General features: G+C 66.2%; 23 protein-coding genes. 9 read left to right on the top strand and 14 right to left on the bottom strand.

The annotated features are described in order from the left end of the window. Nucleotides 1–182 precede the first annotated feature (182 nt). The 6 genes from ACFQPB_RS21715 to ACFQPB_RS21740 are packed head-to-tail and all read right to left on the bottom strand — an operon-like array spanning nt 183 to nt 7,589. On the bottom strand, nt 183–1,661 hold the full coding sequence (locus ACFQPB_RS21715) for a carotenoid oxygenase family protein (RefSeq protein WP_382227963.1): 1,479 nt from the start codon (nt 1,659–1,661) through the stop codon (nt 183–185). Between the two features lie 25 nt (nt 1,662–1,686). Beyond that, the gene (locus ACFQPB_RS21720; RefSeq protein ID WP_382227966.1) at nt 1,687–2,673 is read right to left on the bottom strand and encodes an NAD(P)H-dependent flavin oxidoreductase; all 987 of its coding nucleotides are present in this window, start codon (nt 2,671–2,673) and stop codon (nt 1,687–1,689) included. Beyond that, a complete protein-coding gene (locus ACFQPB_RS21725; protein ID WP_382227969.1) occupies nt 2,670–3,644 on the bottom strand; it encodes a Bug family tripartite tricarboxylate transporter substrate binding protein in 975 nt (324 codons plus the stop codon). The genes ACFQPB_RS21720 and ACFQPB_RS21725 overlap by 4 nt, the downstream gene beginning before the upstream one ends. Nucleotides 3,645–3,681: 37 nt before the next feature. Next, the gene (locus ACFQPB_RS21730; protein WP_382227971.1) at nt 3,682–4,380 is read right to left on the bottom strand and encodes an alpha/beta fold hydrolase; all 699 of its coding nucleotides are present in this window, start codon (nt 4,378–4,380) and stop codon (nt 3,682–3,684) included. Then, entirely contained in the window at nt 4,377–6,137 is a 1,761-nt protein-coding gene (locus tag ACFQPB_RS21735) for a class I adenylate-forming enzyme family protein (protein WP_382227974.1), read from the bottom strand. Before ACFQPB_RS21735 ends, ACFQPB_RS21730 begins: the two co-directional genes overlap by 4 nt. Nucleotides 6,138–6,146: 9 nt before the next feature. Beyond that, entirely contained in the window at nt 6,147–7,589 is a 1,443-nt protein-coding gene (locus ACFQPB_RS21740; RefSeq protein WP_382227976.1) for a carotenoid oxygenase family protein, read from the bottom strand. A 101-nt stretch (nt 7,590–7,690) separates the two neighbouring features. On the opposite strand from ACFQPB_RS21740, the gene ACFQPB_RS21745 reads away from it, so the two are divergent. After that, nucleotides 7,691–8,500 (top strand): IclR family transcriptional regulator, encoded by an 810-nt coding sequence (locus tag ACFQPB_RS21745; RefSeq protein WP_382227979.1) that lies wholly within the window; start codon nt 7,691–7,693, stop codon nt 8,498–8,500. Nucleotides 8,501–8,617: 117 nt separating this feature from the next. On the opposite strand, the gene ACFQPB_RS21750 is transcribed toward ACFQPB_RS21745, so the two are convergent. Both ACFQPB_RS21750 and ACFQPB_RS21755 read right to left on the bottom strand, forming a co-directional pair. Continuing rightward, a complete protein-coding gene (locus tag ACFQPB_RS21750; protein ID WP_382227981.1) occupies nt 8,618–9,571 on the bottom strand; it encodes a DUF533 domain-containing protein in 954 nt (317 codons plus the stop codon). A 38-nt stretch (nt 9,572–9,609) separates the two neighbouring features. Then, complete coding sequence (locus ACFQPB_RS21755) at nt 9,610–10,521, bottom strand: LysR family transcriptional regulator (RefSeq protein ID WP_382227984.1); 912 nt, start codon at nt 10,519–10,521, stop codon at nt 9,610–9,612. 134 nt (nt 10,522–10,655) lie between these two features. Here ACFQPB_RS21755 and ACFQPB_RS21760 point away from each other — a divergent pair, with 134 nt between their 5' ends. Together ACFQPB_RS21760 and ACFQPB_RS21765 are read left to right on the top strand one after the other, a co-directional pair. Further along, complete coding sequence (locus ACFQPB_RS21760) at nt 10,656–11,636, top strand: Bug family tripartite tricarboxylate transporter substrate binding protein (protein WP_382227985.1); 981 nt, start codon at nt 10,656–10,658, stop codon at nt 11,634–11,636. 1 nt (nt 11,637) lies between these two features. After that, the gene (locus tag ACFQPB_RS21765) at nt 11,638–13,245 is read left to right on the top strand and encodes a gamma-glutamyltransferase family protein (RefSeq protein WP_382227988.1); all 1,608 of its coding nucleotides are present in this window, start codon (nt 11,638–11,640) and stop codon (nt 13,243–13,245) included. A gap of 93 nt (nt 13,246–13,338) precedes the next feature. On the opposite strand, the gene ACFQPB_RS21770 is transcribed toward ACFQPB_RS21765, so the two are convergent. The 3 genes from ACFQPB_RS21770 to ACFQPB_RS21780 form a co-directional block, all read right to left on the bottom strand. After that, a complete protein-coding gene (locus ACFQPB_RS21770; RefSeq protein WP_382227991.1) occupies nt 13,339–14,460 on the bottom strand; it encodes a YbdK family carboxylate-amine ligase in 1,122 nt (373 codons plus the stop codon). A gap of 16 nt (nt 14,461–14,476) precedes the next feature. Continuing rightward, nucleotides 14,477–15,670: a cation:proton antiporter gene (locus ACFQPB_RS21775; RefSeq protein WP_382201929.1), complete on the bottom strand. Its 1,194-nt coding sequence runs from the start codon at nt 15,668–15,670 to the stop codon at nt 14,477–14,479. Between the two features lie 93 nt (nt 15,671–15,763). Next, on the bottom strand, nt 15,764–16,612 hold the full coding sequence (locus ACFQPB_RS21780; protein ID WP_382227994.1) for a class I SAM-dependent methyltransferase: 849 nt from the start codon (nt 16,610–16,612) through the stop codon (nt 15,764–15,766). A gap of 95 nt (nt 16,613–16,707) precedes the next feature. Here ACFQPB_RS21780 and ACFQPB_RS21785 point away from each other — a divergent pair, with 95 nt between their 5' ends. The 5 genes from ACFQPB_RS21785 (at nt 16,708) to ACFQPB_RS21805 (ending at nt 20,323) form a co-directional block, all read left to right on the top strand. Next, entirely contained in the window at nt 16,708–17,511 is an 804-nt protein-coding gene (locus ACFQPB_RS21785) for a crotonase/enoyl-CoA hydratase family protein (protein WP_382227997.1), read from the top strand. Between the two features lie 75 nt (nt 17,512–17,586). Further along, nucleotides 17,587–18,045, top strand: coding sequence for a MarR family winged helix-turn-helix transcriptional regulator (locus ACFQPB_RS21790; protein WP_382228000.1), 459 nt, complete (start codon nt 17,587–17,589; stop codon nt 18,043–18,045). Nucleotides 18,046–18,091: 46 nt separating this feature from the next. Beyond that, nucleotides 18,092–18,520 (top strand): organic hydroperoxide resistance protein, encoded by a 429-nt coding sequence (locus ACFQPB_RS21795; protein WP_382201936.1) that lies wholly within the window; start codon nt 18,092–18,094, stop codon nt 18,518–18,520. Nucleotides 18,521–18,551: 31 nt separating this feature from the next. Then, nucleotides 18,552–19,550: a serine/threonine protein kinase gene (locus ACFQPB_RS21800; protein ID WP_382228002.1), complete on the top strand. Its 999-nt coding sequence runs from the start codon at nt 18,552–18,554 to the stop codon at nt 19,548–19,550. A 20-nt stretch (nt 19,551–19,570) separates the two neighbouring features. Next, nucleotides 19,571–20,323 carry a YoaK family protein gene (locus tag ACFQPB_RS21805; protein WP_382228005.1) on the top strand — a complete coding sequence of 251 codons (753 nt, stop codon included), beginning with the start codon at nt 19,571–19,573 and terminating at the stop codon, nt 20,321–20,323. An 80-nt stretch (nt 20,324–20,403) separates the two neighbouring features. On the opposite strand, the gene ACFQPB_RS21810 is transcribed toward ACFQPB_RS21805, so the two are convergent. Both ACFQPB_RS21810 and ACFQPB_RS21815 read right to left on the bottom strand, forming a co-directional pair. After that, nucleotides 20,404–21,384 carry an MBL fold metallo-hydrolase gene (locus ACFQPB_RS21810; RefSeq protein WP_382228006.1) on the bottom strand — a complete coding sequence of 327 codons (981 nt, stop codon included), beginning with the start codon at nt 21,382–21,384 and terminating at the stop codon, nt 20,404–20,406. Nucleotides 21,385–21,448: 64 nt separating this feature from the next. Further along, a complete protein-coding gene (locus ACFQPB_RS21815; RefSeq protein ID WP_382228008.1) occupies nt 21,449–21,940 on the bottom strand; it encodes a DUF2917 domain-containing protein in 492 nt (163 codons plus the stop codon). Between the two features lie 127 nt (nt 21,941–22,067). On the opposite strand from ACFQPB_RS21815, the gene ACFQPB_RS21820 reads away from it, so the two are divergent. Then, the gene (locus tag ACFQPB_RS21820; RefSeq protein WP_382228010.1) at nt 22,068–23,075 is read left to right on the top strand and encodes a LysR substrate-binding domain-containing protein; all 1,008 of its coding nucleotides are present in this window, start codon (nt 22,068–22,070) and stop codon (nt 23,073–23,075) included. A gap of 119 nt (nt 23,076–23,194) precedes the next feature. Here ACFQPB_RS21820 and ACFQPB_RS21825 read toward each other — a convergent pair whose 3' ends face one another. Next, nucleotides 23,195–23,827 (bottom strand): 5-formyltetrahydrofolate cyclo-ligase, encoded by a 633-nt coding sequence (locus ACFQPB_RS21825; protein WP_382201947.1) that lies wholly within the window; start codon nt 23,825–23,827, stop codon nt 23,195–23,197. Between the last annotated feature and the right edge of the window lie 14 nt (nt 23,828–23,841).

Consider the following 23,841-nt stretch of genomic DNA (forward strand, 5'->3'; position numbering starts at 1 on the left):
AGGCGTTGCCAACGTGGATGCTTTGCACCTGCGAGGGCTCCACACGGGCCGAGGCCAGCGCGCCCAGCGTCGATTCGCGCACCATGTCCGAGAGGTCTTGCCCGTGGCGCGACCACGCCTTGGCGAAGTCGGTCTGGTGGCCGCCGAGGATGTAGATGGAGTTGGTCATGTTCGTCTCCGACTCAGGCCAATCCGGCCCACTTGCTTTCATCGATTTCAGACGCATCGGCCCAACACGAATGGGTGCCGCTGCTGATGCGGTGGGGCAGCATGATGCGCGCGACCGGCCCGGCGGCCAGGTTTCGGGCGTTCAACACCACACACTCGGAGCGGTCGGTGTTCATGTCGCTGACAAAACTGACCACGTAGCCGTCGTCCTCTTCGGTTGCATCGAAGCAAGGCGCCATGGGCGATTCGCTGCCAAAACGGCCCTCGCCGAACAGATACTGCGCCGAAGCCCCCGTGGTGTGGTCGTAGCGCATGACACCGTCGAACAGGAAACTGCTTGGGTGGGCAATCATGTTGTACGAATAGCGGTACGGGCGTCCCCAGTGGCGGCAGTTGATCATGCCGAACTCGAGGTGGCGTTCATCCAGGCGCCGCTCTTTGACCGCCCCCGTCGCCAGGTTCAGGCGCCACTCGTACAGCGTGGGGCCATAGCGCTCTGGCCCCAAGGTGTTGCCGGTGTTGTCGTAACCAAGCTTGGGCATCGGCGTCTTTTGGTGGTAGCCGTGCAGCACCAGTTCGTCGCCCTCTTCCCAGGCGTTGAGCCAATGCAGCACATAGGTCGGACTGGCCTCGAACCAGCGCACACCGGTCTGTGGCGCATTGCGCCGCGGCACCACCGCAAAGCGGGCGGGCTGGTCTTCGCGGTAGATCAGTTTGTGTTTGCCCTGGGGCAGCAGCGCCTCGTCCCAATGCAAGGGGAAGTCGTTGAGGATGGCGAAGTGTTCCGTGAACACCATGTCGTGCGGCAGGCGCGGGCCAGGCAGTGGCACAGGCACGTAGTACACCAGCTGGTTGTTGCGGTCCACTTCGCCGTAATGCATGTAGGGCGCGGTTTTGCTGTAGTTGAAGAACAGCAGATCTCCCGTGCGTGGGCACACCTTGGGGTGGGCTGATATGCCGTTGTCAGGCAACACGTGCTCGCCCCAGTCCGCCACCCCCAGCGGGTCCAGCGTGCGTGCGTCGAAACAGTATGGCTCGCCACACTGGTAGAAGGTGGTGAGGGCCGCACCGGCATGGACGATCACATCCGTCGCCGACGTGTCCTTGAGCCCGCCGCGCGCGCCCCACCCCGGACGCTGCGCCAGAGAGGGTTTGTCGATCAGCCCTGCGTAAAGCGCGTGACCGGCAGCCTGCTCTTCCATGAAACCCTTGGTGCGCAGGAAACGGTTGCGGTACTCGGCCTTGCCATTCTGGAAGCTGAGCATGTGAAGCATGCCGTCGCCGTCGAAGACGTGGTAGGTGCCCAGCGGCTGGTGCACCGGGTTCTGCGTGTTGCGCAGGTAGACGCCGTTGAGGCGCCGTGGGATTTCGCCGATAACCTCCAGTTCGGTGGCGTTGTACTCGGTGTAGTTGGGCGCGAAGGCCCCGGTCATGTAGGGGTGGTCCCCAGGGTGCAGGGTAGGTTTGACCTGCCCCACGGTGTCTGCACGCATGTTGAAACGCTCCAGTCGAAAAAAGTCAGGCGCTGGCCAGCGCCACGTCATCGCCCAGCAAGACCGCCATGCGGCCCAAGGCTTGGCGGTACTGCCGCGCCAGGCCGTCCACCACATCGGCCACCGGCTCGATCGCACGGATCGCCCCCACGCCCTGGCCAGCGGCCCACACGTCACGCCATTTTTTGGCGCCGATAGGTTGGTTGCTGTCGTAGCTGCGCGATGGCGCGGCTGGCAGGTTCTCGGGGTCCAGACCATTGGCGCGCAGCGAGGGCTTGAGCCAGCTGGCCGGGGTCCCCGTGACGCCAGAGCTGACGATGAGGTCGTCCACCGTGCTGTCCACCAGCATCTGCTTGTAGGAAGGGTCGGCCATGCTTTCCACGGTGGGTATGAAGCGCGTGCCCATGTAGACCAAATCGGCGCCCGAGGCGATGGCACCGGCCACGCCCCAGCCATCGCTGATGCCGCCACCCACCACCACCATGCCGTCGAAGAACTCCCGGATGGCGCTGACAAAGGCAAAGGGTGAGAGGAAGCCGGTGTGCCCGCCCGCCCCCGCCGACACACAGGCCAGCCCATCAGCCCCTGACGCCGCCGCCTTGCGCGCCAGCGTCAGGTTGATGACATCAGCCAACACAATGCCGCCGTAGCTGTGCACGACGTCGATGGCCGGCTTGGGACTGCCCAGAGCGGTGACCACGATGGGCGGTTTGTACTTGGCAATGAGTTCCAGGTCCTCGGGCAGGCGGGCGTTGGACGAATGGGTGACGAGGTTGGCACACCAGGGACCAATTGTCTCTGGCGCCTGCTCGTCGCGTGCGCGCGCCAAGCCATCTGTGATCTCCCGCATCCAGACTTCAAGCACATCGATGGGGCGCGCGTTCGGTGTGGGGAACGCGCCCACGATGCCAGCACGGCAGGCCGCCAGCACGAGGGCCGGACCGGACACCAGAAACATGGGGGCGGCCACCACCGGCACGCGCAGCGTCCAGGGCAAAGGATGTGTGTTCATTCGCTCGCTTTGAAACCAGAAATCTTGACCGCTTCGGCCCAGCGGCGTGCATCGGCTGTGACAAACCGCTGCAACTCGTCCGGTGTCATCGCCAGCGCTTCGAAATCCATGCTGCGCCACTTCTCACGCACCTCGGGCAGCAGCATGGCCTTGTTGATCTCGGCGTTGAGTTTTTGCACCACCGCATCGGGGGTGCCCGCCGGCGCGGCGATGGACGACCAGATGTAGATCTCCAGATCGGGCACGCCCTGCTCGCGAAACGTGGCCACCTGCGGCATCAGCGGCGAGCGCTGTGGGCTGGTCACCGCCAGCACCTTGACCTTGCCCGACTCCACGTGGGGTTTGACCGCCAGCAACGGCAGGAAGGCCGCGTGCACTTGCGCGCCGACCAGGTTTTGTACCGCAGGAGGCGTGCCATTGAAGGGCACATGAATCATGTTCAGGCCCGTGCGCTGGTTGAGGATGACGCCCGAGAAGTGGGAAGAGTTGCCGGCGGTGAAGGAAGCATAGGACACGGACGGCTGCGTTTTGGCCCAGGCGATGAACTCCTTGAGGTTGTTGGCCGGCACGCTGCTGTGCACCGCCATCACCATCGAGGCGCCAACGAAGCCGGTCACGTGGCGAAAGCTTTTCTCTGGGTCATAAGGGAGCTTGCTGAAGGTGTACGGATTGATGGCCAGCATGCTGGTGTTGGGCATCAGCAGGGTGTAGCCATCGGGTGCGGCCTGCATCACGGTCTGGGCCGCGATGATGCCGGAGCCGCCAGGTTTGTTGTCCACAAGCATGGGCTGACCCGTGCTCTTCTTGAACTCCTCGGCCACCTGGCGCAGCGCGGCGTCCAGGGTGTTGCCGGCGGCAAAAGGCACTACCACACGCACCGGGCGGTCGGGGAAGGCCTGCGCGTGGGCCGCCGGCAAGGCCATAGTCGTGGCAACGGCCCCCATTGCGGCGAGGAATTGGCGTTTTTTCATTGTCTGTCTCCAGTGTGTTTGTGGTTTCGAAATGGGTTTAGGCGGCCACCGCGCGGCGCAGCGCTGCGGCCACCACCTGCGGGTGCTCCAGCGGCAGCATGTGGCCCGCGTCATCCACCCAGTGCAAGGTGGCGTTGGGCAAGGTGTCGGCCAGCGTCTGCGACATCGGCGGCGGCGTGACGCGGTCCTGGCGACCACACAGCACCTGCACAGGCAACGCGAGGGTTCCCAGCGCGGTGCGGTGGTCGGCGCGCGTGCGTATGGCCTGTGTCTGGCGGATGGCGGTGTCGGCACCAACGTCGCGCATCATCGACACCATCCGAACCTGCAAGGCAGCGTCGGGCTTTGCCAGGCCACGCCGGGCCACCCCCTGGATCGTGGCCTCGAAGTCGGTGCGAAAGGCCGCGATCGCCATCTCGCGGCCTGCAGCGCTTTCTGGCGTTTCGGGCAGGCAGCCGGTGGCGATCAGCACCGCTGCACGCCAGCGGTCTGGCACGGTGGACAGCAGCTCGCCCGCCACGTAGCCGCCCATGGAAAAGCCGACCAGCACCACCGGCCGCTCCGGTGGCACATCGGCCACCCGGGCCAGCGCCTCGCGCGCCATGGCGGCGATGCTGTCCTGTGTCAACACGTCGACGATGCGCACCTCGGCCTCGTCAGTCAGGGCATCGGCCACATCAGCCCAGACACGGGCGTCATTGAGCATGCCGGGAATGAGCAACAGCACCGGCTTCATGCTCGCACCGCGTCGGCGCGCGCTCCGTTTTCCTCAGCCTTGCGCACGATGAGCGTGCGCAATTCGCGCTTGAGCACCTTGCCCAGCGGGTTGCGCGGCAATGCCTCCACCAGCTCCAGCCGCTCAGGCAACTTGAAAGCGGCCACCTGCTCGACGCGACGGAGGTGATCCACCAGCTCGGGCAGATCCAGCGACTGGCCGGGTTGGGTCACCACCACGGCGCAAACGCGCTCGCCCAGCACCGCATCCGGCCAGCCAACCACCGCCACCTCGCGTACCTTGGGGTGCGACAGCAGCAGGTTCTCGACCTCTTCGGATGAGATGTTCATGCCCCCGCGCACCACGATGTCTTTGTGGCGGCCGGCAAAACGGTAGAACTGGCCGCGGTCGCCCGCGATCTCGAACAGATCGCCGGTGCGGTAGAAGCCCCGGTCGTCAAATGCGCGCGCGGTCAACTCCGGCGATCGGTAGTAGCCGCTGAAGATGGTGGGGCCGGCAAAACGCAGTTCGCCCACCCGCCCTGGCTCGGTGATGTCCTCGCCACCGTCTAGGTCCACCAGGCGCGTGCGAACCTTGCGTGCATTGGACAAGGACCAGTCGAAGCCTGGGACACCCACGCGCGGGAAATAGGCTGCGCGCTGGCGGCGGTCGGGCACGTCCTGCGGCGTGGACGACAGGGCCGCCCCTTCGTTGGAGCCAAAGTAGTTCACGACCTCTATGTCCAGCTGCTCGGCACACTGCTCGATGAGCCACTCCGCCACCGGGCCACCGCCCGACCCCACCCGCTTGAGACGCGAGCGGTCGATGCCATGCAGCTTGTCGGTGTGCTTGAGCAGCATGCCCAGCACGGCGGGCGCGGCCACGGTGTAGTCCATCGCATCCTCACGCAACTGCTGCAAGAACACGTCGAGATCGAACGGGTGGTGCTGGTGCAGTTCGCCCCCCACCAACAGCCAGGCCGCCAGGCTGGTGGAGACACCGGCCATGTTGACGAAAGGAAAGGGGATCAACAGCCGCGCGCCGGTGCGCAACTGGCCCGCATCAATGACTGACTGACCCACAATGCGCCATTCGTTGTGATTGCGTGGCACGCCCTTGGGTTGGGCCTCGGTGCCGGAGGTCCAGCAGATGGTCAGCACATCGTGGGCCGTCAGGCCGATGGTACGCATGTGGGCGCGCAGCGTCGCCTCGTCCCACGGGGCGGTGGCGTCAATGGCCGCCTGCAACGGCAGCACGCCGTCGGGCCAGTCTGCGGCCAACCCATCACCCAGCGCCCAGACCTGCTCCAGTGTGGCCGTCTGAGCTTTCAAGCCAGCCCACAGCGCGGCCTGCGCGAAGGCGCCCACGCGGCGGGTGGTGACGGCCAGACGGGCGCCGGTCATGGCGAGCACGTGTTGCAACTCGTGGGCGCGGTACTGCACGGGCACAGGCGATATCACGATGCCGCTCATGGCGCAGGCCAGGTAAACCGCATGCATCTCCACACTGTTGGGCAGTTGCATCACGATCACATCGTCCTTGCGCAAGCCGTGCTGGTGCAGCAGCGCCGCCCAGCGGCCGACCTGTTCGCGCAGGCCCGCCCAGGTCCAACGGCGCGGTGCGCCGTCACAGAAGGCCTCCCGGTTGGGTGGATCGGCCACGGCCAGGGCGTCCGGTTGACGTGCGGCGGTGTCAAGGAAAACGTCGCAAAGGGTTTGTTCGCTCCACCAACCTTGGGCCAGGTAGTGGTCTATGCGTTCTCGGGGAACCAGGATCATGGAATCGTCTCACTTCCAGCGGTCGAGCGTTTGCTGGCTCACAAAGGTGGCATGGAAACCATGCGGCACCCGGCGTGGCAACAGCACGCGGGCCACCGGGCCCTGCGCCATGCGCGCGTCCTTGCAATCGAATATCTGGATTTCAGACCGTTCGTCCTTGGGGTTCCAGACGTAGGTCACCAGATAACCGTCGTCCTCGCTTTGTGGGTTGTCCCGCGGCGCGAATCCCGGCTCGTTGTAGAAGTAGCGTGGCCCGGCGCTGAAGGCAACGTAGCCGCCCGTTTCCAGGTCGTACTTGACCAGGCCCGGGAAACGCGGCTCTTCCTTGCCGCCCTGCGGGAACAGCACGTGGTATGACCAGCGGTTCTTGCGCCCCTGGTAGATGCTGTTGATGACAGGAAACTCGGTGTTGAGCACGTCGTCGATGACGCGTTCGTGGGTCTCACCGGTCTTCAGGTTGAAGCGCCACTCGTACAACAGGAAGTCGCGCTGGCGGTTATGGATGGTGCGCTCAAGGCGGCGCGCGTCCGGGCGCCCCATGTCGTCCTCGTGCAGGCGATAAGGTGTGCCCAGCATCACCACCACATCGCCATCGTCCCAGGCATTGACCACATGCAGCATGTAGGTGGGCTTGGCCGTGAACCAGCGGATCTCGCTCGCCTTGCCATACCTGGGGACCACACCAAAACGCGTTGGCTGATCCTCGTAGAAACGCACCTTGTAGCGCCCCAGGGCCAGCGCCTCAGGATCAGGCTTGAGGGGGAAGTCGTGCAGGATGGTGTAACGCTCGGTGATCGCCATGTCATGCGGTAGGCTCGGCCCGGGCAAAGGCACTTCGATCTTGTGGCGCAACTGGCGATCAGGCCCCACCACACCGTATGTCATGTAGGGCGGGCGGACGTCGTAGTCGAAGAACAGCAACTCGCCAGTGTGTTCGTCGGGGCGCGAATGGGCGGAAATGCGCGAAATGGCGCCATCGAAGTCGGCCGTGCCCAGGGTGTCCAGGTTCTCGGGGTCGACCGCATACGGCATGCCCGAGCGGTACCACATGCTGATGAGGCGGCCGGCATGGTACTTGACGTCGGTGTTGGCGGTGTTTTTGAGCGGCTGGTCCGGACGGTCCTTGCGCCAGGGCTCCTTCAGGCCCTTCCACAGCGGGTGGCCAGCGGCCTGCTCTTCTTGCAAACCTGCGGTGCGCACCCAGCGATTGCGGTAGCTCACCTCGCCTTGGCGGAAACGCACCGCGTGCAACATGCCATCGCCGTCATAGGCGTGGTAACGCCAGTCGGGCGGGTAGTAGGCGTTGGGGCCGTTGCGCACGTACAGGCCATTGAGGTCGGCAGGCACTTGGCCGATCACCTCCATGTCCTCGAAATGGTCTTCCTGCCGGACCGGCGCGTTGTTGCCGTCCAGTGCCGGGACCTCGTGCACTGGCAAGTCGTTTACCTTCATCGTTTGTCTCCTGCTGTCTTTATGTAAAGACTGGAAGCAATCGTAGGCAGCGCGGCTTGCATTGTGCACAAGGATTTCGATATATTGGCATCTGTTTCAATATGACAAACAAAATCAAATCGCCCAGCCCCGCCCATCGCGTGCCCTCCGGCATGGCCGAACACGCCGGCGACCGCCAGTTCGCCACGACGCTGGCGCGCGGCATGGAGTTGCTGCGCTGCTTCACCCCCGAGGAACCCGTGCTGGGCAACCGCGAACTGGCCCGCCGACTGCAGCTGCCTGCGGCCACCGTATCGCGCCTGACCTACACCTTGGTGGCCATGGGTTACCTGGCACAAGACGAACACCAGGGCAAATACCGCCTGGGCTCGGCGGTGCTTTCGCTGGGCTACCCCTTGCTGGAGCTGTTCAACGTGCGCAGACGCGCCCGTCCGCTGATGCTGGAACTGTCACGCATCTCGGGGGGATCGGTCTCCATCGGCGTGCGCGACCGCTTCAACATCGTCTACATCGAGGCCATCCGCTCGGACAACAAGCGCATCTATCCGCTGGACGTGGGCACAAGCCATTCGTTGGCGGGCACGGCCATCGGGCGTGCCTACCTGATGTCCTGCTCCCCCCCAGAACGGGAAGCCCTGCTCAACCAGATGCGACTGAAGGCGCCACAGGAGTGGGCCCGCTTTGGCACCGAAGTCATGCGCAACGTGGCGCAGTACCCACGCAACGGTTGTTGCCTGTCGGTAGGCGAGGTCTACCCTGACGTGCAGGCGGTGGCGGTCCCGCTGGGTCGCATTGACCAGGGCGAGCCGGCCGCACTGAACTGCTCCTTCCAGGGCCGAGCACCGAACCGTGCCTGGCTGATCGGGGAGATCGCCCCGCAGCTGCAAACCCTGGCACGGCAGTTGATGTGAACCGACTTGGCCGCAGACGCAAGGGTGCAGACCAACCACACCGCGCAGCCTGGCACGATCAGCAAAACGCTCGGCTCCCAGGCACTCACGCGCAAGCGCTTCGCCAAATGACGCGCGTCAGCCCTTGACCAGGCGCATCACCTCGCCTGCGTCCAGGGTGCGGGCGCGGTTCTGGATGTCGGGCAGGTGGCGCTGCTGCAAGTCCTTGGCAGGGCCCAGCAGGCCCTGGTAAGTCTGGCGCAGCAAGTCGGTGGACATGACACGCCCGCCCGCGTAATACCGCTGCGCCAACTGGCCCAGCGCGTAGGTGGTGGCGAATGAAAACGCCATGCCGGTGGCCTGCACGGCGATGCCGCCCAACATGCGGCCAGCGGCCTTGCCGATCAGCCCGCCCAGCAGCTTGCGACCAAACTGTTCGATGTACTGCGAGGTCAGCCCCACGCCGGCGGTGGCAATGAACTCGCGGATGTGGCCCTGGTCCAGCGCCACGCCGTGTGCCGCGCCGATGCGGTACACCATCTTGATCTGCAGCGGGATGATGGCCATGGACGCCCAGGACTGCGGCAACAGCTCCAGCGCGCCGTTGAGGATGGCGTAGTTGAGCACCATCTTGTCGAGCGCGGCCTGGTCCACAGCCGAAGGCGCGGGGGGCGCCGACTCGAACGTGGCTGGGGTGGCCACATCGGCATACGCCGCTGCGGCAGCGTGTGTCTGGGCTTCGGCAGCCTCCACGTCCGCCTGCCCACCCAAACCGAGCTGAGCCCGCAGTTGCGACAAAAAGGCCTTTTCGGCGGTGCTGGCCACGCCGTCGGCGTCGCACACCGCCACCGCCCACTCGTAAGCCAGCTGGCGGTGCGACGGGTCGGTCAGTGTCTGGGTGGCGGCGTCCAGCGTCACACGCTTGAGCAGTGCGTCCTGCACCGCCTGCGCCAAGTGCTGGGCACCGGAGGTGCCGTCGAGTTGCTGCGACAGGTCACGGATGAACTGCCGCTCGCTGTCGGCCTTGGTGCCGTCGGACATGGCCGCCTGCACCAGGATGTTGAGCAGGGCACGTTGTTCGTTGGGGTTCATGGGCAAGACCTTGAGGTGATGAAAACAGACCACAAAAATTATGCAGGCCCTGGCAAACGCTCGCGCAGCAGGGCCAGAAAGGCCTCCACCGCCACGGGCAGATGGCGCCCGGCCAGGGTCTGCACCTCGATGTCGCGCAAGTCCATGCCGGGGTCGCTGATGGGGCGGGCCACGATGCGGCCACGCGCCACCATCTCGCGCGCCGCGACCTCGCTGGAGACCGACAGCCCGCCGCCGTTCACCACAAACTGGATCACCGTGCGCGCGTGGTTGCTCACCAGCACCGGATCGAGTTGCAGGCCCTGGCGGCTGCAGACGATGTCCATCATCTGGCGGATGGCGGTTTCAGGCGGGGGCAGTGCCAGCGGGTGCTGCCCCAGTTGGGCCAGCGTGACGCTGGGCAATGCGGCCAGTGCGTGATCCGGCGGCAGCAAGGCCAGCACCGGGGCCGCCTGGCGGTAGGCCACCGCAATGTCTTTTTGTGGCGTGCGGCTGAAACACAGGCCGATGTCGGCATGGCCCTGGCGCACGGTGTCGGGCACTTGCGCGGTGGGCAGCACGGTCACACTGAACCACACGCCCTGGTGCTGGCGCTGGAAATCCACACACAGGCGCGGCACGAGTTCGTTGGCAAAGGCGTCGGACGTGGCCAGCCGCACCTGCCCTGCCCGCAAACCCTGCAGCGCGCCAATGTCTTCCAGCGCGCGCTGGGCATCCAGCTCGGCGCGGCGGGCGTGTGCCAGCAGGATGTCGCCCGCCGCCGTGCGCACCATGCCGCGTGGGTGGCGCTCAAACAAAGCCACCCCGAGTTGCGCCTCCAGCGCGGCAATCTGGCGGCTCAGCGCCGACGCGGCCACATGCAGGCGCGCGGAGGCTTCGGTGAGCGAACCGGTGTCGGCCACGGCGGTGAAATAACGCAGGGCCGTGTCCTGCAGGCTGTGGAGGCGCATGGATTTGCTGAATTTTCTAAAATTTGACTTTCGTTTTGCCATTTTGGCAAATCCATTTGCCAAAACGGTGGTGGTGTTGTCGGCATGGGCTTTCTAAGATGGTGTGGCCTATCAACTTTTTCTGGAGCACGGGTATGGGTCTGACATCTTGGATTCGCGGCGGCGTGGCACTGGCCAGCGCCTTGACCATGGGCGCGGCGCTGGCACAAGCGCAATGGCCCGAGCGCCCGGTGCGCGTGGTGGTGCCCTTTCCGGCCAGCGGCGCCACCGACCTGATCGCGCGCGTGGTCACCCAGCGCGTGGCGCAGGACCTGGGCCAGCAATTGGTGGTGGACAACAAACCCGGCGCGGGCGGCACCATCGGCTCGGCCGAGGTGGCCAAGGCCGCACCTGACGGTTACACCGTGCTGTTCACCACCAGCAGCACCCACGCCATTTCGCCCCACCTGATGCCGCGCCTGAGCTATGACGCAGCCAAGGACTTCACCCCGGTGGCCCATGTGGCCGACGCGCCCAGCGTGTTGCTGGTCACGCCCTCGCTGCCGGTCAAAAGTGTGGCCGAGCTGATCGCCTACGCCAAGGCCAACCCCGGCAAGCTCAACTACGCCACCAGCGGCAACGGCACCATCGTGCACCTCAATTCGGCCGCCTTCAGCGCCCAAGCCGGCATCGACATGACCCATGTGCCCTACAAAGGCACGGCCTTGTCCATCCCCGATCTGATTTCAGGGCAGGTGCATGTGCTGTTCGACTCGCTGCCCACCGGCATGCCCCATGTGGTCAGTGGCAAGGTGCGCGCCCTGGGTGTGACCAGCGAAAAACGCAGCGGCCTCGCACCCGATCTGCCCACCCTGGCCGAGTCCGGCCTGCCCGGCTTTTCGTCCGTGACCTGGTTTGGTGTGTACCTGCCGGCCGGCGCCCCACCCGCTCTGGTGGCGCGCGTGCACCAGGCCTTCACCAAAGCCGTGCAAACCCCCGAGGTGAAAGCCAGCCTGGCCAAACTGGGCGTGGACCCGGCCGATGCGGGCACGCCGGCCAAGTTTGCGGCCATGGTGCAGGCCGACAGCGCGCGCTGGGCCAGCGTGATCCGCCAGCACAAGATCTCGGTGCAGTGAGATGACACACAACGCCACCACCCGGGACTGGGCGCTGCCCTACACCTCACAACGCAGCGCCGTGATGGGGCGCAACGTGGTTTCCACGTCGCACCCGCTGGCCGCGCAGGCCGGCCTGCGCATGCTGCTGGCTGGCGGCAACGCGGTGGACGCCGCGCTGGCCGCCGCCATGACGCTGACGGTGGTCGAGCCCACCGGCTGCGGCATCGGCAGCGACGGTTTTGCCATTCTGTGGGACGGCAAGGAACTGCATGGCCTCAACGCCTCGGGCCGCTCGCCAGCCGCCTGGACACCCGACTACTTCGCCCAGCGCGGCGGTATCCCCGAAACCGGGTGGAACGCCGTCACCGTGCCCGGCGCCGTCTCGGCCTGGGTGGCTTTGTCCAAACGCTTTGGCAAGTTGCCCTTTGCGCAACTGGCCCAACCCGCCATCGACTACGCACGTCACGGCTTCCCGGTGTCGCCCACCATCGCCCGCCTGTGGGCGCTGGGAGCCGACAAGCTGGGCGCACAACCCGGTTTTGCCGAGTGTTTCATGCCCAACGGCCGCGCGCCCAAGGCCGGAGAGATCTTCCGCAGCGAAGCCCATGCGCGCACGCTGGCGCTGATCGCACAAACCGAGGGCGAAGCGTTTTACCGCGGTGAACTGGCCCGCGCCATGGCGGCACACAGCCAGGCCAACGGTGGCGCCATGACCGAAGCCGACCTGGCCGAACACCGGGCCGACTGGGTGGGTACCGTGAGCCAGCCGTTTGGCGACGCCGTCATCCACGAAATCCCCCCCAACGGCCAAGGCATCGCCGCCCTGATGGCACTGGGCATGCTCGACGCCCACGGCATTGGCCAACACCCCGTGGACGACATCGAGACGGTGCACGCCAGCATCGAAGCCATGAAGCTGGCCTTTGCCGACCTGAACGAATACAACGCCGACATCGATGCCATGCGGGTGACGCCGGCCGAGCTGCTCAACGCCGACTACCTGAAGTCGCGCGCCGCGCTGATCGACACACAACGCGCACAAGACCCCGGCTGTGGTGCACCGCGCCCGGGCGGCACGGTCTACCTGGCAGCGGCCGACGCCTCGGGCATGATGGTGTCGTTCATCCAGTCCAACTACATGGGCTTTGGTTCGGGCGTGGTGGTGCCGGGCACCGGCATCAGCCTGCAGAACCGGGGCCACGGTTTTGTGACGACGCCCGGCCATGCCAACGAGGTGGGACCGCGCAAGCGCCCCTCGCACACCATCATCCCGGCCTTTGCCATGAACGCCGACGGCACGCCGCGCATGGCCTTTGGTGTGATGGGTGGGCCGATGCAGTCGCAAGGGCACCTGCAAATGGCGCTGCGCGTGCTGCGCTACGGCCAGAACCCGCAGGCCGCCGCGGATGCGCCGCGCTGGCGTGTCAACGGCGGCAGAACGGTGGCGGTGGAACCGCACATGGACGCGACCCTGGTGGCCGCGTTGCGCGCGCGCGGCCACGAGCTGACGGTGGAAGGCGGCAACGGCGTGTTCGCCTTTGGTGGCGCCCAGCTGGTGTTGCGCGAAGGCGATGCCTACATCGCCGGTTCAGACCCGCGCAAAGACGGCCAGGCCGTCGCGTTCTAAAGCTCCCCCCGCGCCGCCCCCGGCGTCACCCCCCAGGGGGCGATGCCAGCCGACTGGCAGAGCCAGATCGGCGGCATCCCCGGTTGGCGCACTTTATCCACCTCGCATCGCGTCGACGCTGGCTCTCACAACCCCCTGGACCGTGCCACTCTGCGCAAACTGTTTGCGCAGGTAGGTGGCGTGGTTGCCGTCGCGGGCCGCCGTGCGTTCGATCTCGTCGCGCGCGGCGCCCGAATTCAGCGCCACGAAGTGGGGCTCGATGCGGCGCAGCGTGGCCAGCACGTCTTCCCGGATGGAGATTTGTTCGCGCGTCTTGGGGTTCACCATCATGCCGTCCAGCCCGAAGCGGCAGGCCTGGAAGCGGTTGTAGGTGTAGACGAGGTAGTCGTCTTCTTCCGGCGGCTCTTCCTTGCGTTCCAGCAAGTGGCGGCACAAGGCCTGCAGGTAACACGCCAGGCCGGCGGCACGCTCCACCGTGAGCGGCGTGTCGCACACGCGCAATTCGATGGTGCCGTACTCGGGCTTGGGCCGGATGTCCCAGTAAAAGTCCTTCATGGACTTGACCACGCCGGTGGACTCCATCTTCGTGAAGTACACCGTGGAGAACTCCTCCCAGCTCAGCGTGAAGGGCGCGCGGCCGCTCAAGGGGAAGGCGAACACCGAGTTCAGGCGGGCCGAGTCGAACAGCGTGTCCACCCCTTGGAAATACGGCGACGAGGCCGACAGCGCGATGAAGTGGGGCACGTAGCGGTTGAGCGAGTGCAGGAGGAACAGCGCCTCGTCGGCCGAGGCGCAGCCGATGTGCACGTGTTGGCCGAACACGGTGAACTGCTTGGCCAGGTAGCCGTACAGCGAGGACAGTTCCTGGAAACGCGGCTTGGAAAAAATGCGCTGCTCAAACCAGCGTTGGAACGGGTGGGTGCCGCCGCCGGCCAGCTCGATGTTGAGGCGGTCGCACGCGGTCACCAGGGTGTTGCGGATGTCGCGCAGTTGCGCCAGCAGCGGACCGTGTTCGGTCTGGATGGAGGTCGCGATTTCGATCATGCTCTGGGTCATCTCGGGCGTCACCACGCCCGGGAAGGGCTTGCGCGAGAGCAGCTCCAGCAAATCGTTGGCGCTGCTGGAGAGGTCCAGATCGAAGGTGTTGACGAGCTGCATTTCCAGCTCCACCCCCATGGTCAGCGAGTTCGAGGACTTGAAGGTTTCCAATGGCATCGGTGTGTCCTTTCGCTCAAAGGGTTTCGTGGGTCACGTGGGTCTCACGCGCAGCCAGCAGCGCACGCTGCGTGACCACGGGCCCCAGCAACTCCAGCACCACCACCGTGCCCGCCAGCACGTTCAAGGCCTGCACAGCGGGCTCCAGTCCCAGCAGGCGGCTTTGCTCCAGCAACAAAATGGCAAACGCCGACAAAGGCGTGAGCGCCAGCCCGGTCAGCACACCCTTGCGTTCGGTGATGCCACTCAGGCGCGCCACACTCAGGTTGCACAACACCTTGCTGCCCGTGCGCACCACCAGCAGCGCCGCGCCCAGGGCCAGGCTGGTCCAGACGTTGGCCCAGTCGATCAGCGAGGCCACGTAGACAAACAGGAACAGGCCCAGCAACTCGCCCACGGTGCCGAAGTCGCGTTGCGCGTTGGTGAGATGCACCCGCCGTTCACGCGCCACGACACCAAAGGTCAGCGCGGCCAGCAACGGCGACAGCTTGAGCCCAAAGGACATGGTGGTGAGCAGCAGCACCGACAGCGCAAACACCATGGTCACGCCGTTGGCCGAGGTGTTGCGCGCCCGCAGCAACCAGGGCACGGCCACGCCCAGCAAGGTGCCCACCGCCACCGATGTGCCCAGCACGTGCACACTGCCGAAGGCGGCCGCCACCAGGTCGCCGGTGGTGCTGATGTGCCAGTACCCCACCACCAGCTTGAGCGCCATCACGGCCATCAGGCAGTTGATGGCACACAGGTGGAGCACACGCTCGGTCACCTGGCCGGCGCTGTGCAGCTCGTTGGCCACGCGCACGATGCCGGCCGGCGAGGCCGAGATGGCCAGCGAGGCCACAACCAGGCGCACATCGGTGGCCAGGTCAAACAAGCCCGTCACCGCATAGACCAGCGCAAACGTGATGACGGACTCGACCACCCCCACCACCAGCACCCACGGGTTGTGGCGGAACCAGCGCAGGTTGATGCGGTAGCCCAGCTCAAACAGCACCAGCGACAGCGCCACATTGGCCAGGAAGGGCAGGCCCGGCACCGCATCGGTCAGGCCGGGCAGGTTGATGAAGCCCCCCACCAGGCCCACGGCCACGTAGCTGGTGACGCGGGGCACGCGCCAGGCTTCGTGGGCACGCTCGGCCAGCAGCCAGGCCAGCAGCAGCACCAGTGGCCAGGCAATGGATTGAAGCAGGAAAGTCAGGTCGGTCACCATGCGCAAGGCACTCCTTTTCGATGGGGCCGATGGCCTCGGGCGGGGCCGAGGCGTGGCCGGAATGGCCGCGCCCGAAGACGCGACCCGAAGGGATCAGACCGAGAAACGGTCTGTAAGTTCTTGCAGATTCAACTCTTGCAGGACTTGCTGCAGCCGCTCGCGCGCGCTGCGTTTCGGGCCGCCCATTCTACGGGCCAGGATCAGCTCGTTTTTCATCGCATGTTCCCAGCCCACCAACTCGGTCACCGTCACCTGGTAGCCGTGGGCCTCCAGCTGGAGGCAACGCAGCACGTTGGTGATCTGGCTGCCGAACTCGCGCGTGTGCAGCGGGTGGCGCCAGATTTCAGCCAGTGGGTTGCGCGACAGCGACAACGCCTTGTGTTTGCGCAACACGCCGGCCACCTCGGCCTGGCAGCAGGGCACCAGCACCATGAAACACGCCTGCTTGGCCAGGCCAAAAGCGATGGCGTCGTCGGTGGCCGTGTCGCACGCATGAAGCGCGGTCACGATGTCGATCTGGCCCGGCAGGTCGAGGGTGGTGGTGGCCTCTGCCACCGTCGTGGCCAGAAAAGACATGCGCTCAAAACCCAGGCGCTCGGCCAGTTCACGCGACTTCTGTACCAGCTCGGCGCGGGTTTCCACCCCATGAACCGTGCCTTTGCCGCGCGCGCGCAGCACCCAGTCGTACAACATGAAGCCGAGGTAGGACTTGCCCGCGCCGTGGTCGGCCAGGCTCACGTCGCCGCGCGCCTCGATGACCTCATCGATCAAGGGCGCGATGAATTGCACCAGGTGCTGCACCTGCTTGAGCTTGCGCCGTGTGTCCTGGTTGAGTTTGCCCTCGCGGGTGAGGATGTGCAGGGCCTTCAGGAGTTCGATGGACTGGCCGGGCAAGAGGTCGGGCAGTTGCACCGAGAGGTCGGCTGCGGGCTTTTTGGACATGGCGGGATGATACCGAGGCTGTCCCCAAGGTGATGGCCGGGCGCCGGCCCGCATGGCACAACCCGGTCACCCCCCGTGTTCACCGGAGAACGCAGATGCACCTCCCTCCGCCCGAAGGCGAAATCCTGCTGGATGTTGACGGCCCCGTGTTGCTCATCGGCATACACCGCCCGGCCAAACGCAACGGTTTCACGCCGACCATGTACCGGCAATTGGCCCGGGCCTACACGCGGCTGGACGACGATCCCGAGCTGCGCGTCGGGGTCTTGTACGCAGAGGGTGGTCATTTCACCGCAGGGCTCGATCTGCCTGCCTTTGCGCCGCTGATGCAGCGCGGCGAAAGCCCCGTGCCTGAGGGCGACATCGACCCCACCGACACAGGCAAACCTGGCACCCGCCGGCGCCAGAAGCCGCTGGTGGCGGCCGTGTGTGGCATCACCTACACACTGGGCATCGAACTCATGCTCGCGGCCGACATCGTGGTGGCTGCCGACGATTGCCGCTATTCGCAACTGGAGGTCAAGCGCGGCATTATGGCCACCGGCGGTGCCACGCTGCGCATGGCCGAGCGTTGTGGCATGGGCAACGCCTTGCTGCACCTGCTCACCGCCGACGAATTCGATGCCCACGAGGCACTGCGCTTGAACTTCGTGCAAAAGATCGTTCCTGCCGGCCACGAGAAAGACATCGCCATCGACATCGCGCGCCAGATCGCCGCACAGGCACCGCTGGCCGTGGTGGCCACGCGTCTGAACGTGGTCAAGGCTGTTGAAGACGGCGTCCCCGCCGCCGCCGCTGAGTTCATCACCACCCAGCAGCGCCTGGCCCGCAGCGAAGATGCGGCCGAAGGCGTGCGCGCCTTCATCGAGAAACGTTCGCCCGAATTTGTGGGGCGTTGACCCGGTACCCCTTCCCGAAGAAGGGACTTGCCTCATTAAATTGTGCACAATTTAATTTTGAACAATAATTCAGCCATGCCACGCAAATCCAACCCCTCCGACGCTGCCTTGCTGCTGGACCACCAGTTGTGTTTTGCGCTGTACTCGGCCTCGCTGGCCATGACCAAGCTCTACAAACCGCTGCTCGCCCCGCTGGGGTTGACCTACCCGCAGTACCTGGGGCTCTTGTGCCTCTGGGAGTCCGACGGCATGACGGTGTCGCACCTGGGCGAGCGCCTGCAGCTCGACTCCGGCACCCTCACCCCCTTGCTCAAGCGCATGGAGGCCGCCGGCTGGCTGACGCGCGAGCGCAGCGCCGAGGACGAGCGCCGCGTGCTGGTGTGGCTCACGCCCGCCGGGCAGGCGCTCAAGCAGCAGGCGCGCGCCATCCCCCAGTGTGTGTTGCAAGCCGCCGAATGCAGCCTGTCTGACATCCAGGCTTTGAGCGCCCAGGTCCGCGCGCTGCGTGACCGCGTGCTGGCCCACAGCCGCTGACCCATTTTTCAACCCCGCCCACAGGGCAACACCAAAGGAAACCACCATGGCCAACAAGATCGAAAAAGTTGTTTACCAAGCCCACGCCAGCGCCACCGGCGGGCGCGACGGCAGCGCCAAGTCGTCCGACGGCCTGCTCGACGTCAAGCTGTCCGTGCCCAAAGAAATGGGCGGCGCGGGCGGCGGCGTCAACCCCGAGCAGCTGTTTGCCGCCGGCTACAGCGCCTGCTTTCTGGGTGCACTGAAGTTCGTCGCAGGCACCCAAAAAATCGCCATCCCGGCCGACGCCAAGATCGACGCCACCGTTGGCATCGGCCAGATCCCGCAGGGCTTTGGCATCGAGGTGCAGATGAGCATCCACCTGCCCGGCATCGAGCGCGCCACCGCACAGGCGCTGGTGGACAAGGCCCACCAGGTCTGCCCTTACTCCAACGCCACGCGCGGCAACATCGAGGTCACGCTCACACTGGCCTGAGCCCGACCACGGGTGGCGCGACAATCGGCGCATGACGCAAGCCGGCCACCCCTTTGACGCCCTCACCCCCGATGCCGTGCTGGACGCGCTCAGCGCCATCGGCCAGCACGGCGATGGCCGCCTGACCGCCCTCAACTCCTTCGAGAACCGCGTCTACCAGGCCCACCTGGAAGACGGCACGGTCGTGGTGCTGAAGTTCTACCGCCCTGGGCGCTGGAGCGAGGCCCAGATTCTCGAAGAACACCAGTTGGCACACGAGCTGGCGGCCGCCGAGGTGCCGGCGGTGGCCCCCCTCTCCATCGGCGGCCAAACGCTGCACCGGCACGGTGAATTTTTGTTCTCGGTCTCGCCCCGCCGGGGCGGACGCCGACCCGAGCTGGACGATCTGGACGTGCTGGAATGGATCGGCCGCTTTCTCGGCCGGCTGCACACCGTGGGCGCGCAACACGCCTTTGTGCACCGCCCGGCGCTTGACATCGCCCAGTTCGGCTTTGAGCCACGCGATTGGCTGCTGCGCCACCACATCATCCCGGTGGAGAGCGAACGCCTGTGGCGCGACACGCTGGACCGCGCCCTCGACGCGGTGTCGGCAACCTTCGATCGGGTCGGCGATGTGGCGACCCTGCGCCTGCACGGCGACTGCCACCCGGGCAACATCCTCTGGACCCCGAGCGAACTGCCTGGCGGCGGCCCCCACTTCGTGGACCTGGACGACGCCCGCACGGGGCCGGCCGTGCAGGACCTGTGGATGCTGCTGGGCGGCGACCGCGCCCAGCAGACCCGCCAATTGGGCGCACTGGTGGACGGCTACGAGGAATTCCGCGCATTCGACCGGCGCGAACTGGCCCTCATCGAGCCGCTGCGCACCCTGCGCCTGATCCACTACAGCGCCTGGCTGGCCCGCCGCTGGGACGACCCCATCTTCCCCATCAACTTCCCCTGGTTCGGCACCCCCGCCTACTGGAACGAGCAGGCACTGTGGCTGGCGCAGCAGGTGGACGCGATGGCGGCGACGCCCTTGGTGGCCTGACGCAGCGCGACCCAACCCCCATGCCCCTGCTGACCCTTCAACAACTCGCCGCCCGCGAACGCACCCGCCAACGCAACCGGCAGCTGGGTGGCTTGCTGGCCTTCATGGCGGGCGCCATCAATGCCGGCGGTTTTCTGGCGGTGCAGCGCTACACCTCGCACATGACCGGGGTGGTGTCGTCCATCGCCGACGACCTGGTGCTGGGTCAGGGCTTGTTGGTGCTGGCCGGTGTTGGGTCGCTGCTGGCCTTCATCGCAGGGGCTGCGGTCACCGCCATCCTGATCAACTGGGCACGGCGGCGCCAGATGCAGGGCGAGTACGCGCTGTCGCTGCTGCTGGAGGCCGCGCTGCTGCTGCTGTTTGGCCTGCTGGGGGCGAACCTCAACGAGCTGATCGAGGTGTTCATGCCGACCACGGTGCTGCTGCTGTGTTTCATCATGGGCCTGCAAAACGCCATCGTCACCAAAATTTCGCAGGCCGAGATCCGCACCACCCACATGACCGGCGTGATCACCGACCTGGGCATCGAGCTGGGCCGGCTGCTCTACTGGAACCGCAGCCACACGCCTGGCGGCGAGCCGGTGCGGGCCAACCGCGACCGGCTGCGCATCCTGTCGCTGATCCTGGGTCTGTTTTTTGCTGGTGGTCTGGTGGGTGCCTGGGCCTTCAAGACCGTGGGCTACGGCGCGGTGCTGCCGCTGGCCGCCGTGCTGGCGGTGGTGGCGCTGCCGCCGCTGTTGCACGATGTGCGCGAGCGCTGCACACCCAGCTGATGGTCGTGCTGGGGTGCGAGGTGGCGCAGAAGCTGGCGGCCACCAACCACCTGGTCACGGTGGTCGGCTTCTGAACGACATCAACCCTGCAGGGCGGCCCACATGGCCTGGTCGCGCTCGGCCGTCCAGATGCGCGGGTGTTTGATGCCCTGGGCCTCATCAAAGGCGCGGCTCACGTCAAACGGCAGGCAGTGTTCGTAGATGAACACATGGCCGAACAGCGGGTCCATGCTTTTGCGGGTGTGGGCCATGGCGGCTTTGAGGTCCATGCCGGCGGCGGCGGCCTCTTTGCCCGCCTGGAACAAGGTGGTCACCCAACGCTGCGTGTAATCCAGCGCCTTGTTCACGTTGGCATTCCCTTTCATAGCCTCGCCCCGCCCGGGCACGATGGCCTCGGCCTGCAGGGCACGCAAGGCCTCCAGCGTGGCAGGCCACTCTTCCAACTGCGCATCGCCGGTGTAGACACCTGCCTCATATTCGACCAAATCGCCGCTGAACAGCACTTTTTCGGCCGCCACCCAGGCGATGGTGTCGCCGCGCGTGTGCCCCGGCCCGGGGTGCCAGATCTCCACCTGCACACCGCCCAGGTCCACCGTCAGCGAACCCTGGCGCCCTGGCGTGCCATCGCCCACCACCAGCGTGGGCCAGGTCAGGCCGGGCACGCTGTCGGCGCCGCGGAAGAGGCGCGGAAACCGCTCCATCTCGCTCAACATGTCCTGCGCGCCACGCTCCACGATGAGGTCGTGGGTGCCCCGGCTGGCGATCACCTCGGTAGCGCCTTCGGCCAGGTAGGCACTGGCACCGAGCACACGCACCGCGTGGTAGTGGGTGAGCAGCACGTACTTGATGGGCTTGTCGCTGACCTGGCGGATGCGCGCGATCAGGTCCTGCGCCATGGCGGGCGTGGCGGTGGTGTCGGCCACCATGATGTATTGGTCGCCGATGATGACGCCAGAGTTCGGGTCACCCTCGGCCGTGTAAGCCCAGCAGTGGGCGCTGAGCTGTTCAAAGGTGATGGTCTTGTCGCTCAGATCGGCCTGGCTGGCGAAGGCTTTGCTCATGGGGGCTCCTGTGTCGTCACGGGTGGGCGCCCATTATCGGGCGCCCGCCCTCGCCCGCTGGCCTTCAGGGTGGGTTGGATTCAAAGCGCGACAACACCCGCCCGCGCCCAGCCACCAGGTAACTTGACAGGTACGCCGCGTACCCCAGCACCCCCCAGGCCAAACGCCCCAGGGCCACGGTGGTGCATTGCAGTGCGTGTGCCAGTTCGCGCCCTGGAACACCCACCTCTGCCTGCCAGCGCGAGGGCGCCTGCACCGGCGCTTCGGCGTGCGCCACCCAGTCAAAACGCACCGGAGTGTCGCCCCAGGCTTCCACCACCAGGCGCTCGCCCGGCAGCACCGCCAGCGACTCACCAGCGCCCAACACGTGATCACCTAGGCGGCGGGCGGTGCGGTCGAGCGGCGCATCGGTGGTGGCCCAGACGCGGCCACACACCACCTTGAGGGTGCTGGCCTCGCGGGGCCGCATTTGCACCGTGCGCCCGGCCGCCAGGCGCCACAATCCGCTGCATGTGGGGCTGACGGCCACATGAGAAGGTGTTTGAAGGTGTGACATGTGGGGCTCCTTGGATGGCGAATTCCATTGCGATTCGGGAATGAATGATCTCGCCTCAAGTCGTTGAAGTCCAATGAAATGGCGCTAAGCTATTGATTCCGTATTCACATCAATCACGGTTTCCGCCATGCAACTCACCAGCAGCCACCCCCGCACCCGCCCGATTGGCGTGGGCCACCTGCGCGCCTTCGAAGCGGTGGCGCGCCACCTCAACTTCCGCGCCGCTGCTGAAGAGCTGTCGCTCACACAAAGTGCGGTCAGTCGCCAGATCCAGGCGCTGGAAGACGAGGTGGGCACCCCCCTGTTCCTGCGCCACACCCGCGCGGTGGACCTCACGGGCGCGGGGGCCCAGTTGCTGCGCGCGACCGCAACATCGCTTGAACAAATCGACGCCGCCGTTCGCCACATCCGCCAGAGCATGGGCCGCAAGAGCGTGGCCATCACCACCTGGGCCTCGTTTGCCTCCATGTGGCTGATTCCCCGGCTGGAAGCCTTCCAAACCGAACACCCGGACATCGACATCCGCATCGACGCCACCGACAGCTCGGTGGACCTGGGCACGGCCGACGTGGACCTGGCGCTGCGCTATTCGGTGCCCCAGAACGTGCCGGCCGGTGCATGGCGCATGTTTGGCGAGCAGCTCACGCCAGTCGTCAGCCCCTGGCTGCTCAAGCAGCACGGCATCGCCCAGGTGGAAGACCTGACGCACTTCACGCTGATCGAGGCCGGCGACGCCCACCGCAGCCGCCACCTGGAGTGGCTGACCTGGCAACGCTGGCTGGACCACCAGTTGCAGGCCGGCAAACCGGGACGCAAGCCACCCAAGTTCGCGCCCAAACGCTGGCTCTATTTCAACTACGCCAACCAGATCGTGCAGGCCGCCCTCACCGGCCAGGGCGTGGCACTGGCCCGCCTGCCCCTGGTGGCCGAACACCTGGCCAGCGGCGACCTGGTGGAACCCCTGCCCCAGGCCCGGCTCGACTCACCACTGGCCTACTGGCTGATGGTGGCGCCGCGCAGCGTCCAGCGGCCCGAGGTGAAGGCCTTTTGCGACTGGATCCGGCGCCAAGCCGAGATCACCCGCCACGCGATCGGCGACGTGCCCGACCCTGAAACGCTGGTGGATGCGGATTGATCGGCCCACCCCCGCGCCGCCTTCGGCGTCACCCCCTCAAGGGGGCGATGCCTGCCGACTGGGAAACCCAGATCGGCGGCATCCCCGGCCGCGAAGCTCATCCAGAGAGGCCTCGCGGTTCAGGTGATGGGCCAGACCACGCCGTTGTCGTTGAGGATGGCGTCCAGCGGCACGTCGTGGGGCTCGGGCTCCAGATCGGACAAGAACCCCTCGGTGAACCCCAGGCCCACCGTGAAGGGCTTGGGCTGCAGGGCGGCCAACGTGCGGTCGTAAAAACCGCCGCCATAACCCAGGCGGTAACCGCCCGGCCCATAGCCCACGCAGGGCACAAACAGCAGGGTGGGCTGGATGATCTCGGTGTCCTTGGGCTTGGGAATACCGTAGGCGTCCTCCTCCATGGGGCAGCCGGGGTACCAGGTGTAAAAGGTGAGCGTCTTGTCCACCTTGTTGACCACTGGCAGGCCGATGCGGCGGTGGTGTGCCGCGCTTTTGGCGTCTTCCTCGCGCCCGGCCTCCTGCCAGCGAAACAGGGCCGGCAGCGGGTCAAATTCGCCCTTGATGGGCCAATAGGCGCCGATCACCGTGTCGGGCCGCGAAATCAGCCACACCCGCATCACGCGCTGCAGTTGTTCGCCGCGCCAGATGCGGTCGTCCATGCGCTGACGCTGGTCGACCAGGGATTTGCGCCACGCGGCCTTGATGGCCGCCTTGTCGGAGGGATCGGGAACCGGAAGGCCTTGTTGAGCAGTCATGAGCAGCGAGCACC

It is taken from the genome of Hydrogenophaga atypica (genome assembly GCF_042665215.1).
GTDB lineage: Bacteria > Pseudomonadota > Gammaproteobacteria > Burkholderiales > Burkholderiaceae_C > Hydrogenophaga > Hydrogenophaga defluvii_A.

What these genes read in the sequence shown, in the direction of transcription:
- ACFQPB_RS21740 (WP_382227976.1), bottom strand. Translation starts at nt 7,589, where the DNA reads ATGAAGGTAAACGACTTGCCAGTGCACGAGGTCCCGGCACTGGACGGC.
- ACFQPB_RS21765 (WP_382227988.1), top strand. Translation starts at nt 11,638, where the DNA reads ATGACACACAACGCCACCACCCGGGACTGGGCGCTGCCCTACACCTCA.
- ACFQPB_RS21775 (WP_382201929.1), bottom strand. Translation starts at nt 15,670, where the DNA reads ATGGTGACCGACCTGACTTTCCTGCTTCAATCCATTGCCTGGCCACTG.
- ACFQPB_RS21720 (WP_382227966.1), bottom strand. Translation starts at nt 2,673, where the DNA reads ATGAACACACATCCTTTGCCCTGGACGCTGCGCGTGCCGGTGGTGGCC.
- ACFQPB_RS21750 (WP_382227981.1), bottom strand. Translation starts at nt 9,571, where the DNA reads ATGAACCCCAACGAACAACGTGCCCTGCTCAACATCCTGGTGCAGGCG.
- ACFQPB_RS21755 (WP_382227984.1), bottom strand. Translation starts at nt 10,521, where the DNA reads ATGCGCCTCCACAGCCTGCAGGACACGGCCCTGCGTTATTTCACCGCC.
- ACFQPB_RS21735 (WP_382227974.1), bottom strand. Translation starts at nt 6,137, where the DNA reads ATGATCCTGGTTCCCCGAGAACGCATAGACCACTACCTGGCCCAAGGT.
- ACFQPB_RS21770 (WP_382227991.1), bottom strand. Translation starts at nt 14,460, where the DNA reads ATGCCATTGGAAACCTTCAAGTCCTCGAACTCGCTGACCATGGGGGTG.
- ACFQPB_RS21785 (WP_382227997.1), top strand. Translation starts at nt 16,708, where the DNA reads ATGCACCTCCCTCCGCCCGAAGGCGAAATCCTGCTGGATGTTGACGGC.
- ACFQPB_RS21725 (WP_382227969.1), bottom strand. Translation starts at nt 3,644, where the DNA reads ATGAAAAAACGCCAATTCCTCGCCGCAATGGGGGCCGTTGCCACGACT.
- ACFQPB_RS21745 (WP_382227979.1), top strand. Translation starts at nt 7,691, where the DNA reads ATGACAAACAAAATCAAATCGCCCAGCCCCGCCCATCGCGTGCCCTCC.
- ACFQPB_RS21780 (WP_382227994.1), bottom strand. Translation starts at nt 16,612, where the DNA reads ATGTCCAAAAAGCCCGCAGCCGACCTCTCGGTGCAACTGCCCGACCTC.
- ACFQPB_RS21805 (WP_382228005.1), top strand. Translation starts at nt 19,571, where the DNA reads ATGCCCCTGCTGACCCTTCAACAACTCGCCGCCCGCGAACGCACCCGC.
- ACFQPB_RS21820 (WP_382228010.1), top strand. Translation starts at nt 22,068, where the DNA reads ATGCAACTCACCAGCAGCCACCCCCGCACCCGCCCGATTGGCGTGGGC.
- ACFQPB_RS21825 (WP_382201947.1), bottom strand. Translation starts at nt 23,827, where the DNA reads ATGACTGCTCAACAAGGCCTTCCGGTTCCCGATCCCTCCGACAAGGCG.
- ACFQPB_RS21810 (WP_382228006.1), bottom strand. Translation starts at nt 21,384, where the DNA reads ATGAGCAAAGCCTTCGCCAGCCAGGCCGATCTGAGCGACAAGACCATC.
- ACFQPB_RS21815 (WP_382228008.1), bottom strand. Translation starts at nt 21,940, where the DNA reads ATGTCACACCTTCAAACACCTTCTCATGTGGCCGTCAGCCCCACATGC.
- ACFQPB_RS21730 (WP_382227971.1), bottom strand. Translation starts at nt 4,380, where the DNA reads ATGAAGCCGGTGCTGTTGCTCATTCCCGGCATGCTCAATGACGCCCGT.
- ACFQPB_RS21715 (WP_382227963.1), bottom strand. Translation starts at nt 1,661, where the DNA reads ATGCGTGCAGACACCGTGGGGCAGGTCAAACCTACCCTGCACCCTGGG.
- ACFQPB_RS21760 (WP_382227985.1), top strand. Translation starts at nt 10,656, where the DNA reads ATGGGTCTGACATCTTGGATTCGCGGCGGCGTGGCACTGGCCAGCGCC.
- ACFQPB_RS21790 (WP_382228000.1), top strand. Translation starts at nt 17,587, where the DNA reads ATGCCACGCAAATCCAACCCCTCCGACGCTGCCTTGCTGCTGGACCAC.
- ACFQPB_RS21795 (WP_382201936.1), top strand. Translation starts at nt 18,092, where the DNA reads ATGGCCAACAAGATCGAAAAAGTTGTTTACCAAGCCCACGCCAGCGCC.
- ACFQPB_RS21800 (WP_382228002.1), top strand. Translation starts at nt 18,552, where the DNA reads ATGACGCAAGCCGGCCACCCCTTTGACGCCCTCACCCCCGATGCCGTG.